Source organism: Paenarthrobacter aurescens, from assembly GCF_025421775.1.
In the GTDB taxonomy this organism is placed as follows: domain Bacteria; phylum Actinomycetota; class Actinomycetes; order Actinomycetales; family Micrococcaceae; genus Arthrobacter; species Arthrobacter aurescens_B.
The window spans coordinates 150,614-164,404 of record NZ_JAOEFX010000002.1 but is presented as its reverse complement, the minus strand read 5'-3'; the positions used below and the strand labels follow the sequence as shown (position 1 = coordinate 164,404).

General features: G+C 62.6%; 12 protein-coding genes. 9 read left to right on the top strand and 3 right to left on the bottom strand.

Annotation, left to right across the window (positions count from 1 at the left end; genetic code table 11):
• Position 1: 1 nt before the first annotated feature.
• Positions 2-460, top strand: a complete 459-nt coding sequence (locus tag N7568_RS04125) for a DUF6314 family protein (RefSeq protein WP_261608639.1) — start codon at positions 2-4, stop codon at positions 458-460.
• Positions 457-855 (top strand): NUDIX hydrolase, encoded by a 399-nt coding sequence (locus tag N7568_RS04120; RefSeq protein ID WP_261608638.1) that lies wholly within the window; start codon positions 457-459, stop codon positions 853-855. The genes N7568_RS04125 and N7568_RS04120 overlap by 4 nt, the downstream gene beginning before the upstream one ends.
• Here N7568_RS04120 and N7568_RS04115 read toward each other — a convergent pair whose 3' ends face one another.
• Together N7568_RS04115 and N7568_RS04110 are read right to left on the bottom strand one after the other, a co-directional pair.
• Entirely contained in the window at positions 856-2,769 is a 1,914-nt protein-coding gene (locus N7568_RS04115; protein ID WP_261608637.1) for an ABC transporter ATP-binding protein, read from the bottom strand.
• A gap of 2 nt (positions 2,770-2,771) precedes the next feature.
• Positions 2,772-4,433 carry an ABC-F family ATP-binding cassette domain-containing protein gene (locus N7568_RS04110; protein ID WP_261608636.1) on the bottom strand — a complete coding sequence of 554 codons (1,662 nt, stop codon included), beginning with the start codon at positions 4,431-4,433 and terminating at the stop codon, positions 2,772-2,774.
• A 211-nt stretch (positions 4,434-4,644) separates the two neighbouring features.
• On the opposite strand from N7568_RS04110, the gene N7568_RS04105 reads away from it, so the two are divergent.
• From N7568_RS04105 to N7568_RS04075, 7 genes are all read left to right on the top strand, one after another.
• On the top strand, positions 4,645-5,367 hold the full coding sequence (locus tag N7568_RS04105) for a hypothetical protein (RefSeq protein ID WP_261608635.1): 723 nt from the start codon (positions 4,645-4,647) through the stop codon (positions 5,365-5,367).
• On the top strand, positions 5,364-6,071 hold the full coding sequence (locus N7568_RS04100; RefSeq protein WP_261608634.1) for a hypothetical protein: 708 nt from the start codon (positions 5,364-5,366) through the stop codon (positions 6,069-6,071). The genes N7568_RS04105 and N7568_RS04100 overlap by 4 nt, the downstream gene beginning before the upstream one ends.
• A 240-nt stretch (positions 6,072-6,311) precedes the next feature.
• Positions 6,312-7,127: an amino acid ABC transporter substrate-binding protein gene (locus tag N7568_RS04095; RefSeq protein ID WP_261608633.1), complete on the top strand. Its 816-nt coding sequence runs from the start codon at positions 6,312-6,314 to the stop codon at positions 7,125-7,127.
• On the top strand, positions 7,128-7,787 hold the full coding sequence (locus N7568_RS04090; RefSeq protein WP_261608632.1) for an amino acid ABC transporter permease: 660 nt from the start codon (positions 7,128-7,130) through the stop codon (positions 7,785-7,787).
• Positions 7,774-8,580, top strand: coding sequence for an amino acid ABC transporter ATP-binding protein (locus tag N7568_RS04085; protein ID WP_261608631.1), 807 nt, complete (start codon positions 7,774-7,776; stop codon positions 8,578-8,580). The genes N7568_RS04090 and N7568_RS04085 overlap by 14 nt, the downstream gene beginning before the upstream one ends.
• 13 nt (positions 8,581-8,593) lie before the next feature.
• Complete coding sequence (locus N7568_RS04080; protein WP_261608630.1) at positions 8,594-9,502, top strand: hypothetical protein; 909 nt, start codon at positions 8,594-8,596, stop codon at positions 9,500-9,502.
• Between the two features lie 3 nt (positions 9,503-9,505).
• Positions 9,506-10,600: a hypothetical protein gene (locus N7568_RS04075; protein ID WP_261608629.1), complete on the top strand. Its 1,095-nt coding sequence runs from the start codon at positions 9,506-9,508 to the stop codon at positions 10,598-10,600.
• 76 nt (positions 10,601-10,676) lie between these two features.
• Here the strand turns inward: N7568_RS04075 and N7568_RS04070 are convergent, their stop codons facing one another.
• Positions 10,677-13,706 (bottom strand): alpha-mannosidase, encoded by a 3,030-nt coding sequence (locus N7568_RS04070; RefSeq protein ID WP_261608628.1) that lies wholly within the window; start codon positions 13,704-13,706, stop codon positions 10,677-10,679.
• Positions 13,707-13,791 lie beyond the last annotated feature (85 nt).

The window sequence follows — 13,791 nt, the reverse complement described above, 5'->3', positions numbered from 1 at the left end:
CTTGAACCACCAGCAGCCCACCCAGGACTTGCAGGCCTACTTGGCCGGCAGCTGGACTGTGGAGCGGACCCTCCTGGACCGGGCCTCCGGCACCCGCGGTACTTTTACCGGCGTCGTGCGTTACTCCCTGAACCCCGACGGCGGCCTGGACTACCGCGAAGACGGCACCATGCAGTGGCCTACCCATTCCGGCCCGGCTTTTCGCGAGTACGTTCTCAAACCGGGGGCAGACCCCGCGTCCATGGATGTGTTCTTTCCCGACGGCAGGCCGTTCCACATCATGAGTTTCGCTGCACAGGGCAACCGGGACGAGCATTGGTGCGATCCCGACGATTACCGCGTCAAGTACGCCTGGGTAGGTCCCGATTCCTTCAGCTTTACCTGGGATGTCCGTGGGCCCGCCAAGGATCTGCTGCTTGAATCGCACCTGGTCCGAATCGACGCCGGGAGGCAAGTGTGACCACCACGGACCTCATTGTGGTCAGCGCAGTCTGCGTCTACAACGACGAAGGCCACCTGCTGACCGTCCGCAAGCGCGGGACGAACAAGTTCATGCACCCCGGCGGCAAGCCCGAGCCCGGCGAAACTGCGGCGCAGGCGGCATCCCGGGAACTGTTCGAGGAAGTCGGCATCGAAGTGGCTTCGGGCGACCTGGAGCCATTGGGCGTCTGGCTCGCAGTAGCTGCCAACGAAACGGCGACGAACATCGAAGCCACGGTGTTCACTGCTCCCGGGACCTGGGACGCACACCCTTCTGCCGAGATAGCGGAGATCCGCTGGTTGGACCTCACAGCGCCCTTACCCACGGACCTGGCCCCATTGCTGACAGACCACGTCATCCCACTGCTGAAATAGCTACAGCTCCGGGACCGCTTCCTTCGCCACCGCAGTGGCTTCCGCGAACTGGGTTTGATACAGCTCTGCGTATCGACCGTCGGCTGCGAGCAGCTCCGTGTGCGTGCCCCGCTCCACGATCCTGCCGTCCTCAACCACCAGAATGGCGTCTGCCGCACGGATAGTGGACAGCCGGTGCGCAATCACGACGGCGGTACGCCCCTCGAGCGCCTCGCCCAAGGCCGCCTGGACGGCGGCCTCGTTGGTGGAGTCCAGCGCAGCCGTGGCTTCGTCCAAAATCACGACGCGCGGCTGTTTGATCAGGAGGCGGGCAATAGTGAGCCGTTGGCGTTCACCGCCGGAGAGCCGGTAGCCGCGCTCCCCCACCACGGTTTCCAGGCCATCAGGCAGGGAGCGGATCATCGGTTCCAGGCGCGCCCGCCGCAGCACGTCCCACATGTCCTCTTCGGTTGCATCCGGACGAGCGAGGCGCAGGTTTGACGCGATGCTTTCGTGGAACAGGTGGCCGTCCTGGGTCACCATGCCCAAGGTGTCCCGCAGCGAATCGAAGCGGACATCGCGTACGTCAAGGCCCGTTCCAGAGCCGTGTCCGCCCAGGCGCACGGCCCCGGAGTCGACGTCGTACAAACGGGACATCAACTGCGCCACAGTGGACTTGCCCGCACCGGAAGAACCCACCAAAGCTACGGTCTGGCCCGGCTCCACCCTGAAGCTGACGCCGTGCAGGACTTCCTCACCGCCGCGGGTGTCGAGAGTGGACACTTCTTCCAGTGACGCCAGGGAGACTTTGTCCGCGGAAGGATAGGAGAACCTGACGTCGTCGAATTCCACGGCTACGGGACCGGCCGGAACTGCTGCAGCGTCCGGCTTCTCCGTGATCAGCGGCTTCAGGTCAAGGATTTCGAACACGCGCTCGAAGCTGACCAGGGCGCTCATGATTTCCACACGGGCGTTGGAGAGCGCGGTCAATGGGGCGTAGAGCCTGGTGAGGAGGAGTGCCAGGACCACCACGTCACCCGGGGCAAGTTGGCCGCCGAGGGCCAGCCAGCCACCCAGTCCATAGACCAGGGCGAGCGCCAGGGCAGAGACCAACGTCAGGGCAGTGACGAACGTGAACTGCAGCATGGCGGTCCGGATTCCGATGTCCCGGACGCGGCCGGCACGGGCAGCGAACTCACGGGATTCCTCGTCCGGGCGGCCGAACAGCTTCACCAGCGTGGCGCCCGGAGCTGAGAAGCGCTCGGTCATTTGGGTGCCCATGGCGGCGTTGTGCGCGGCCGCTTCGCGGCGGAGGTCCGCCAGCTTGGAGCCCATGCGCCGGGCAGGGATCAGGAAGATGGGCAGCAGGACCATGGCCAGCACTGTGACCAGCCAGGAGGTGTTCAGCATGACGGCCAGGGTCAAGGCCAGGGCCACCACGTTGCTGACCACGCCGGACAAGGTGCCTGCGAAGGCAGACTGCGCCCCAATGACATCGTTGTTCAAACGGCTGACCAAAGCACCCGTGCGCGTCCTGGTGAAGAAGGCAATGGGCATGCGCTGCACGTGATCGAACACCTTGGTGCGGAGGTCCACAATGACGCCCTCGCCAATGATGGAGGACAGCCATCGGGTCAGCAGGCCCACACCGGCTTCGCCTACAGCCACGATGGCGATCAGGACGGCCAACCAAATGACGGTGTCCACACCCGCCTTGGCAATGATGGCGTCCACCACCTGGCCGGCAAGCACCGGCGTGGCGACAGCCAGGAAAGCCCCCGCGATGGAGGCGATCACGAAGGCAATCAGTTTGCCTTTATGCGGCGCCGCAAAAGCCAGGACCCGCTTCAGCGTTTCCTTGGAGAACGGCTTTGATCCGCTCTTGGCAGTGGTGATGTTGTACAGCGAGCTCCAGGCAACGCGGTCCATGCTCATGGTTACTTCTCCTGGCTTGGGGTGTGGTGGAGCTCCTGGACCTGGCCGTCTTCGAGGTGCCAGCGTGAATCCAGCCGCACGTTCTCCAACAGCCGGCGGTCGTGGGTGACCAGCAGGAGTGCGCCTTCGTAGCTTTCCAACGCCTCTTCAAGCTGTTCGATAGCCGGGAGGTCCAAATGGTTGGTGGGTTCATCCAGCACCAGCAGGTTCACGCCACGGGCCTGCAGCAACGCGAGGGCTGCACGTGTCCGCTCCCCCGGCGACAACGAATCCACGGTCCGCGAGGTGTGGTCGGCCTTGAGGCCGAACTTTGCAAGGAGCGTGCGAACGTCTGCGCTGTTCCAGTCCACCAGCACAGCTTCGACGGCGTCCCCAAGCTGCCGGCCGCCGTCGAGCAGTCCGCGGGCCTGGTCAATTTCGCCGATGGCGACGGAGGCACCCATGGAGGCGTCGCCGTCGTCCGGTTCCTGCGTCCCAAGCAGCAGGCGCAGCAGGGTCGATTTGCCGGCGCCGTTTGGTCCTGTGATACCGATGCGCTCTCCGCCGTTGAGTTGGAGGTTCACCGGTCCCAGCGTGAAGTCGCCCTGACGCGCGACGACGTTGCGCAACGTGGCGACGACGGCACTTGAGCGGGGAGCCTGGCCGATGCTGAACTGCAGCTGCCACTCCTTGCGCGGCTCCTCCACCTCAGTGAGCCTGGCGATGCGGGACTCCATTTGGCGGACTTTCTGGGCCTGCTTCTCCGACGACTCACTGCTCGCGGCGCGACGGATTTTGTCATTGTCCGGGTTTTTCTTCATGGCGTTGCGAACACCCTGGGAGCTCCACTCCCGCTGGGTGCGTGCGCGGGAGACGAGGTCTGCCTTGGTGTTGGCAAACTCTTCGTAGCGTTCGCGGGCATGGCGTTTGGCTACTGCGCGCTCCTCGAGGAACGCCTCGTACCCGCCGTCGTACACGGCTACGGAGTTTTGGGCCAGGTCCAGTTCCACCACGGTGGTGACGCAGCGGGCCAGGAATTCGCGGTCGTGGGATACCAGGACCACACCGCCACGAAGGCCCTGGACAAAAGCTTCGAGGCGGGCCAGGCCATCAAGGTCCAGATCGTTGGTGGGTTCGTCGAGGAGGACGACGTCGAACCGGCTGAGCAGCAGCGCAGCCAGGGCCACGCGTGCTGCCTGTCCGCCGGAAAGGCCGGTCATGAGGGCGTCGGCACCCAGCTCCAGGCCAAGGTCTGCCAGCACAGCCGGGATTCTTTCCTCCAAGTCCGCCGCACCGGACGCCATCCAGCGGTCGAAGGCGAGTGAGTAGGCATCGTCTGCTCCAGGGGCTCCCGTTCCGAGAGCCTCGGCAGTGGATTCCATCTCTGCTGTTGCCAGAGCACAGCCAGTGCGCCGGGCAATATATGCCGCGATCGTTTCACCCGCTGTGCGCTCATGTTCCTGCGGCAACCAGCCCACGAAGGCGTCTGAAGGGGCCAGGTTAACGCTGCCCGCCTGAGGCTGATCGACGCCGGCAAGGATGCGCAGCAGCGTGGACTTGCCAGCGCCGTTCGCTCCCACGACGCCCACGACTTCGCCGGGCGCCACAGTCAGGGAAAGGTCGGAAAAAAGCGTGCGATGGCCGTGGCCACCGGCAAGGTCCTTGGCCACCAAAGTTGCTGTCATTTGTCTATCCTCCAGCAGGGGAAACGCAGGAATTCAGGCCGCGATTCCCGCAGGCATGGAAAAACCCGTTGGTCCGGACTTGGGGGGTGTACGGACCAACGGGTTCAAGCATCAAGCATAATTCAATGTGGCGTCCGCGTAAAATCGATTCGTACTCCCACTTGCGGCCTACCCTTGTCCTGCCATCGAGACCAGTCCCGGAAAGTTCCACATGCCCTTACAATCCAAGGCGTTCCAGCGCTGGCTTCATGGCGTTGCGCCCGATGCCAGCACTGCAGACGTCTGCAGGATCGCCGGCATCAAACGAACAACACTGGCCCAGCAGTTGGTCCGCGGCAAGGTTGCCGAGTCCACTTTGGTCAGTATCAGCCGCGGCTTCCATGTGAACCCGGTGGAAGCGCTGTCCACTTTTGACCTTTACGCCGAGCTCCGCGGCGCCCCGGTCCCGCCCACGGCCTGCGAACTGGTGAGCCAGATCGCCACTATTGATCTGCTGCGGGCAGTGGTGGAACGAAGCGAACCAGGTTCCGCGCCCGCTGGCAACCTTTCCGAGCCGCCGCACCCTACATCGGTGCGGAACTGGGTGGACGCAATCGACGACGGCGAGTTACGCCACCGGGTCAGCGACACCACCGGGATCGCCCCGCAAAACTTCTCTGCCCACCTGACAGCCAACAGGCTCCCCCCTGAACTGGCCATCGCCACCTCTCGCGCTGCCGGGGTGGGACCGGCGGGCGGGCTGGTGGCTGGCGGGCTGATCACCGAGGCCGAAGCCGGATGGCCGGCAAACGCCCGACAGGAAGCGCTGGACAACATGTCCCAGAGCGCACTGGTAACCCTGGCCGGTGAACGGCTCCTGGCGCTGGGCAAAACGCTGCGTCGGCAGGAACAAGACCACGAACGTACTGAACGAATATGGGAGAACCTCGGATGACGGCTGTCCTGCCATGGGTGACGCTGGTTGTTTGCCTTGCTGTCACTGTTGCACGGATCCCCAGCGCATTGCGGGGCGAGAACCGTGTGGTCTTTTATATTTTCTCGCTGATCTCCTTGAGCATCTTCATCAGCATCGAAGCGCCGTACCTGGTCCTTGACGGCTGGCTCGGCGGGATGAACGTGGGCAACTTGATCCTGCGCTTCCTCCTGTACACCACGTTCTTCCTCATGGGCATCAAGATCGCCACGGCATTCGGCTCACCGTCCGCTGTCCGCGCCATCCGGGGCCCTGTTGGCCTCACCGTCGCGGCCATTGTGGCGGTCCTGACCGTGTATTTCTTCGTCATCACGGACACGCAAGGGTCATCTGCCGGCATGAGCGGACTGACCTGGGGTCCGTCCCTTGAGGCCTACGCATTCATGGGCCGCTTCTATCCTGGTTTCGTTGCGGCCTGCCTGGTGCCCGCCATCTGGCGCACCGTGGTGAGCGCGGCCCCTGTCCTGCTCCGGGTAGCTTCCGGGTTGCTGCTCCTGGGACTTTGCTTGCTCCTGCTGTCCCAGCTGTTCCCGCTTATTCCGTTTTCGGAGGCGTGGCTGCGGGTTCTCATCAATTACTCGGCTGCCATGTCCACGTGCATCGGTTTGGCTGGAATCTGGTTCTCCAAGGCTTATTCGCGTCGAAAACGACGTCTCTCAGCGTAAGACTTTCACAAAACCATTAGATCGTGGCACAATCATGAATGTGTGAACGCGGCTGCAGCCTGGCACCGGAATCAGAGAACGGGTTTCCGGTGGGTGTGGCGCCCACGTGAGCACAATTGGGGGGATGAGTGGTGGCGGGCTGTTGGGGACCGCCCCCACTCAGCCTTTTTAACGGCACTTTGTCATGATGCCCGCACGCCCAACCCGGCGCCCTGTACCGTCGGTGACTAAGATGGCTCCATGAACAGCCTTCGCACCCGACGCTCTGTCCTCGCAGCTACGCTGGCCTCGGCCGCTCTTGCACTTTCTGCGTGCGGTGGCGGGTCCGCGCCCGCCCAGTCAGGCGGCGATACGTCCCTCTCCGACGTGAAGTCCAAGGGCGAACTGGTGATCGCTACCGAAGGCACCTACCGTCCCTTCAGCTTCCACGCTGACGGGGCCGGGGAACTCACCGGATTCGACGTCGAGATCGCCCAGGCCGTGGCCGGGAAACTCGGGGTGAAGGCCGCGTTCCAGGAAACTCAGTTCGACGGCATCTTCGCCGGGTTGGATTCCAAGCGCTTCGACACGATCGCCAACCAGATTTCCATCAATGACGAGCGCAAGGCCAAATACGACTTCTCCACGCCGTACACCATCTCCACCGGCGTAGTGGTCACCAAGTCGGACAACACCAGCATCAACAGCTTCGCCGACCTGAAGGGCAAGACCACCGCCCAGTCGCTCACCAGCAACTTCTACAAGATGGCAGTTGAAGCCGGCGCCAACGTCCAGGCCGTGGAAGGCTGGGCGCAGTCCGCCACCCTGGTCCAACAGGGACGCGTGGATGCCACTGTTAACGACAAACTCACGTACTTGGATTACGCCAAGAACACTCCAGACTCCGGCCTGAAGGTCGCCGCCGAAGCTCCCGACAAGACCGAGAGCGCGTTCGTCTTCCGCAAGGGATCCACCGAACTCACCTCGGCCGTGGACAAGGCCCTGGCCGATCTCCGGGCGGATGGCACCCTGGCGAAGATCTCGGATAAGTACTTCGGCGCGGACGTCACCAAATAGATGAACTGGGACCTCATCTGGAGTTCCTTCGGCCCGCTCATCACCGGCGCCGTCACGGGGACTATTCCGCTGACGCTCGCCTCCTTCGCCTTCGGCCTTGTGCTCGCCCTGGTGGTGGCCCTGATGAGGCTGAGTCCCAACTGGCTGCTGTCCGGAATCGGCCGGTTCTATGTCTCCGTCATCCGTGGCACGCCCCTGCTGGTACAGCTGTTCGTGATTTTCTTCGGCCTCCCCAGCATTGGCATCCGGCTTGATCCTTGGCCGAGTGCCATCATCGCGTTCTCGTTGAACGTGGGCGGTTACGCCGCCGAGATCATCCGTGCAGCTATCTTGTCCGTGCCCAAGGGCCAGTGGGAAGCAGGCCACACCATTGGCATGTCCAGGCCGCAGACGCTGGTGCGCATCATCCTCCCCCAGGCAGCCAGGGTATCCGTTCCCCCGTTGTCCAATACCTTCATATCGCTGGTGAAGGACACCTCGCTGGCGTCCCTGATCCTGGTGACCGAACTGTTCCGCAATGCCCAGCAGATCGCTGCTTTCAGCCAGGAGTTCATGGCTCTCTACCTGCAGGCAGCCCTGGTTTACTGGGTCATCTGCCTGGTCCTCTCCACAGCTCAATCCGCCGTGGAAAAGAGATTGGACCGCTATGTCGCCCACTAACGAATCCATCCCGGAGCCCGGCGTCACGTCGGTCCTGCAAGCCAGGAACCTCGCCAAGGCGTTCGGAAGCAACGTGGTGCTGCGGGACATCGACATCGATATCCGCCGTGGTCAGGTGGTGGCCTTGATCGGGCCCTCAGGCTCAGGCAAGACCACCGTCCTGCGCTCGCTCAACGGCCTGGAGATTCCCGACGGCGGCACGGTCACCTTCGGGGACAGCGATACCGCAGGCGGCCTCTCAATCGACTTCGGTGCCAAGGTTGGCAAAAAGGAGATCGCCGCCCTGCGCGACCGCAGCGCCATGGTCTTCCAGCACTACAACCTGTTCCCGCACATGACAGTGCTCAAGAACATCATCGAAGGGCCTGTCCAGGTCCAGAAGCGGCCCAAGGCCGAAGCCATCGCCGAAGCCGAACGACTGCTGGAGCGGGTGGGGCTGGCCGACAAGCGCGACGCCTACCCCTTCGAGCTGTCAGGCGGACAGCAGCAGCGTGTGGGAATCGTTCGGGCGCTGGCACTCAAGCCCCAGCTGCTCCTGTTCGACGAACCCACATCCGCACTGGATCCGGAATTGGTGGGGGACGTCCTGGGCGTCATCAAGGAGCTCGCTGAAGAGGGTTGGACCATGGTGATCGTGACGCACGAGCTCGCCTTCGCCCAGCACGTAGCAGACGAAGTCATCTTCATGGACGGCGGCGTTGTAGTCGAGCGCGGCCCCGCAGCCGAGGTCCTGCGCGCACCCACGCAGGAACGGACAAAACTCTTCGTAAAACGCCTCCAGCACGACGTCTAGGAGGCTCAGGAAAATGGGGGATAAGACTTTGAATACAACAGTGGAGCCCGGCCGGAAAAGCTCCAGACGCACGGTCATCATCATCGTGGTGGTGGTGATAGCGGTATTGGCTGGAGGGCTTGGTACATGGTTTGCCCTCTCCCGCCCGACCGGCGTACAGCGTGCAGACGTTGTCCGCCTGGATAAGGAACGGGCCATACTGGACAACTCGATGAACCTCTACGATCCACTGGTCACCCAGTTCTCGGTCCGGCTGACGAATGTGATGTCCGAAACCGCGGGGCAAGAGGCCAAGGACACGGTCCTCAACCAGGATGGTGACCGCTTGAAACGCGAGTCAGGGATAAACCGGGACCGTTTGGATCGGATGGGGACATCACCGGCAGTGCAGGAACAGGAAATCAGCGACGCTTACAACCGGTTCAAAGAGCACTACGGAGCTGTGATCGCCTACAACGATCAGCTGGTGGTCAACACGGCGAATATTACCCAATCCATTGGTGGTCCCTGCGCTCCCCTGCATTCGTCCTTGAATGTTGGCAGCGAGACGTACTCCGCAGATTACGTCAAGGCCGCAGACTCCTGCCTCACGGCCGTGGCCTCGGCCAAGGAGAACACCGACGCCGACACAACCGAACTGCTGACCTCGGTTGAGGGCATCATCCGCGGACAGCGGGACAAGCAACAGGAAGTCCTGGATGGCAAGGACGAATTCGAGCGCCTCGCCAAACGCACTCTGGCAGGACTGGCCATGCTGGACATCAACGACGCACTCAAAACCGCTGAAACGAAGTATGAGAGCTCCGCGAAGGAGAAATACACCCAGCTCATCAACAACGCCAATGACTCCAACAAAGCGTTTGAAAGTGTTCTCAAGAAACGCACGGACCAGTTTGATGCTTCAGGCAAGGACGGGGAATAAGCCATGACGATTGAACCCGGACCCACCACTCAACCGGAACCCCCGCGGCAACCGGACCCCACAGGGCAACAGAACAACGCAGGGCAACCGAACAACGCAGGGCAACCGGCGCCCAAAAAGCGCAAGCTGGCGCTCATCCTGATCTCCAGCGTTGTGGTTCTGCTGGTGATTGCCGCAGCGGCTGTCGTGGCGGTGAACCAAATCTCCGGCCAACAGCGCAAGGAAAGCCTGCAACTCCTGAAGGAAGACCACCTCTCTGCGCTGGTGGACGCACGGGGCAAGCTGCAACCTGCAGCCAATACGTACTTGGCAGCCTATAAGAAAGCGCGGAACGCCCCCGCCTCGCAGGAAGAGGCAGAGAAGAACTCCCAGAAGGAACGGGACGAGTTCCAGCAGGCTGCGGAGGCGGCCCGAACCGCACTGAAGAACGTGCAGTCCGCCCACTCTTCGGGAGAGGATGGGATCGGCGTCGCCGTCGGACAACTCGAGGGCTCGTATCTGGGCTTCGTTGACCACATGGAAGGCCTGGTGGAGTCCTACCCTGAGTTTGAGGGTCTCTTCCGGGCGGACGGCGCGGGCTGCAACGGCCTGTTCGTCGGTTCCAAGGCCTCCACCCTGAGGGAGCGCCAAACCTTGCTCGGACAGGCGGCAGCCCCCTGCAGGGAAGCCGCGGAGCAGCTCAAGCAATCCAAGAACGTGGCCTACGTCGAATTTGCCCGCACTTTGGACAATCGCGTCGCGCAACTCGAATCCAACGCCGAGATCACAGCCAAGTCGGAAGAGAACTACAACGAATTCGTCCGGCTCAAGGACCAGCTGGTCCAGAAAACCGATGATGCGACCGCGCGCAACGCCTCTGAAGAGGAATTGTTCAAAATTGCTGACGAGGCCAAGGCCCTTAACACCCGCATCAAGAACAACAGGTCAGAGTTTGACTTCGCGGCCAAGCGTTACTTGTCGGGTGTGAAAGACATGCCTGTCCTGGTGGAGGAAGTCTTCTCGAAGAAGATCGCCGCCGAAATCAAGAGCTACGAGACCGTGATCCCCTTGCGCGTCCAGGTTCTCAAGGACGCAGTTGACGTCGAGCTGGTGGAATAGCACCACGGCCACCGGAACAAACGCCAACGGCACTGCATGGTTTCCCATGCAGTGCCGTTTGGCGTTTGTTCCGGGATCAGCGGATAAAGCGCAGTGTGACCAGCTGGAACGGCCGGAGCACCAGTTTGACCCCGGAGTCTTCCTCCACGGTCACTCCAGGCGTCTCTGACGCGCGTTCCAGGAGGTCAGTGGCTGTTGCTCCCACAGTGGCAAAACCAGGCCTCACAGTCGCGGCTGAGCGCTCACCCAAGGATTCGTAAAGCCTGACGATCACGTCGCCCGACCCGTCCTCGGCCAATTTCACGGCTTCCACCACAATGGCCGGGTTGGACACCGCGACCAGCGGATCAACCGAGTGCCCGCCGGTGACGAACCTCGGCTTCAGATTGGTGCGGTAGCCCTCTTCCACGGCGTCGGAAATCGCCGCACCGGGCCTGATGGACAGCTCCAGGGTGTGCTCACCGCGGTCTGCTTCCGGGTCCGGGAACTTGGCCGAGCGCAGCAGCGAGGTGCGGACCGTCGTCGTCGTACCGCCATCGGCGCGGACCGCCCTGGTGACGTCGTGTCCGTAACTGGACGAGTTGCTGACCGCCACGCCATAACCGGGCTCGGCCACGTGGATCCAGCGGTGGGCGCAAATTTCGAACTTCGCCGCTTCCCAGGAGGTGTTGGTGTGGGTAGGACGGAAAACATGGCCAAATTGCGTCTCCGACGCCGAACGATCCGCCCTCACGTCCAACGGGAAGGCGATCTTCAGCATCTTTTCGCGTTCCTGCCAGTCGACAGTGGTGGCGATTCCCAGCGACTTCGCACCGGCGTCAAGCGTTATGCGCTGCGTAATGGTGGAGGCGCCCACCTTACGCTTGACCACCACGACGGCGCCGGCAGGCGTTCGCTCAGGGTCGATGGTGTCCGCTTGGGTCAGCTGGGTGACGTTCCGCCGATAGAACTCTTCAATGTCCCAGGCGTCCCATTCGTTTGGGGTATCGCGGAAGAGCTCCAGCAGGTTACCGGCCTCTCCAGGCGCGATGGCATCGCGCCCGCTGGTGTGATCCACCAATGAGGTCAGCAGGCCATTGCCGTCCAGGACAGCCCGGATAATGCCGTTGTCCAGGACGAAGCCTTCGCCGGAATCGTCCAGTTGAACGCCGGAAGCCGTTCCGATGGCCTCGCCAACGCCCAACGCAGGTACACCGCGGCGTTGGTGCGGAGCGGCGTTGAGCAGGAAGGAAAGGTCACCTTCGCCCACCAGCGCTTGGGCAGCCTGGCGGATGATGCCCTCAAGGTCGCGGGAGATTGCCTCGTAGTTCCGTTCGGCGTCCTGGTGAACCCAGGCAATGGAGCTGCCCGGCAGGATGTCGTGGAACTGCTGCAGCAGCACAAGGCGCCAGAGCCGCTTCAGCTCGTCCTGGGGATACGTGTAGCCGGTTCCGAGGCGGACGGCAGCGGTGGAACACCACAGCTCCGCCTCCCGCAGGAGATGTTCGCTGCGTCGGTTGCCCTTCTTGGTCTTGGCTTGGCTGGTGTACGTCCCGCGGTGCATCTCCAGGTACATCTCCCCCACCCACACTGGCAGGTTGGTGTACTCGGCCTCAGCCTTGGTAAAGAAGTCCTTGGCAGTGCCCATACGGACCTTTGGAGAACCTTCCAGATCCGCAGTACGGTGCGCTGCAGCCACCATTTCACGCGTGGGGCCGCCACCGCCGTCGCCATAGCCGAAAGGCACCAATGACGTGGTCCCGCGGCCGTGGTCACGGTAATTGCGTTCCGCGTGCGCCAACTCCCGACCATGCAGTTCAGCGTTGTACGTGTCCACCGGCGGGAAGTGGGTAAACAGCCGGGTGCCGTCGATGCCCTCCCAGGAGAACGTGTGGTGCGGCATCCGGTTGACCTTGTTCCAGGAAATCTTCTGGGTGAGGAACCAGCGCGAACCAGCTTCCTTCACGATCTGCGGGATGGCACCGGAATAGCCGAAGGAGTCGGGCAGCCAGGCTTCCTGGCATTCGACATCGAACTCATTCAGGAAGAAGCTCTTGCCCTCCACGAACTGGCGGGCCATGGCCTCGCCACCAGGCATATTGGTGTCTGATTCCACCCACATGCCGCCCACCGGAATGAACTGCCCGGCTTTGACCTTCTCCCGGATCCGGACAAAAAGCTCAGGGAAGAATTCCTTCATCCAGGCCATCTGCTGGGCTGACGAGCAGGAGAACACAAAATCCGGGTCCTCATCCATGAGGGCCACCACGTTGGAGAACGTACGGGCACACTTGCGGATGGTTTCACGGACCGGCCACAACCACGCGGAGTCGATGTGCGCATGGCCCGTCGCCAGGAGCTCATGGGCGGATGCATACGCCGGCCGGCCCAGGACCGTCTTCAGGGCTTCGCGGCCGGCCGCGGCGGTCCCGGCAACATCTTCCGGGTCCATGATGTCCAGCATGCGCTCGAGCGCGCGCAGGATCTCATGGCGACGGGGCAGTTCCATGGGAAGTTCGTGCATGAGGCTGCTGAGGGTCCAGATGTCCTGGTTGAGTTCCCAGACCGTTTCGTTCAGCTCTGCCATGGCGATGCGGCCAAGCCGGTACCGGGGGTCGTCACCGGAGGTGGCCTTGTCCCCCAGCGGCGTGGGTGCGAAGGACCAGCCTTGCGCAACGTCAGGATTGGCTGCAGCCTCCACATAGAAATCTACGGACAGTCCACCGCCAAGCAGTTTCAGCGGGACATGGTAGTTCCGGGGTGAAATCGCCTTGATAATGCTGCCGTCAGCCCGCCAGGCCGTGCCTTCGCACTGAAATCCCGGAACGTCGCTGTTGAACCCGAGGTCCACGATGATCTCCACCGACGTGGAGTCCGTCATGCCCCAGTCCTGAGGTACTTCGCCTTGCAGACGCAGCCATTTGGTACTCCAGGCCTTGCCCCACGGCGCGCCGTGCTCCTGCGGAGTGAAGAGTTGGCGCATGGCCTCGGCGGCCGGAACGGGTTCGTCGGGAGCCTCCCAGCTGCTGAGCTGCAGCGGTATGGCCCTGCCGTAAATGGCCGGAAGAATGCGTTCCCGAACGAATCGATCGAGACGCTGTTCAGTGATCCGGCGGTCGTCGTGCAATTAATTCCCCTTTTGGAGTTTGCTGGGTGACGAGGCTTGGTGACCGGCCCCCAGCGTTCTGGGCATGGACGGTGATTCTGGGTTC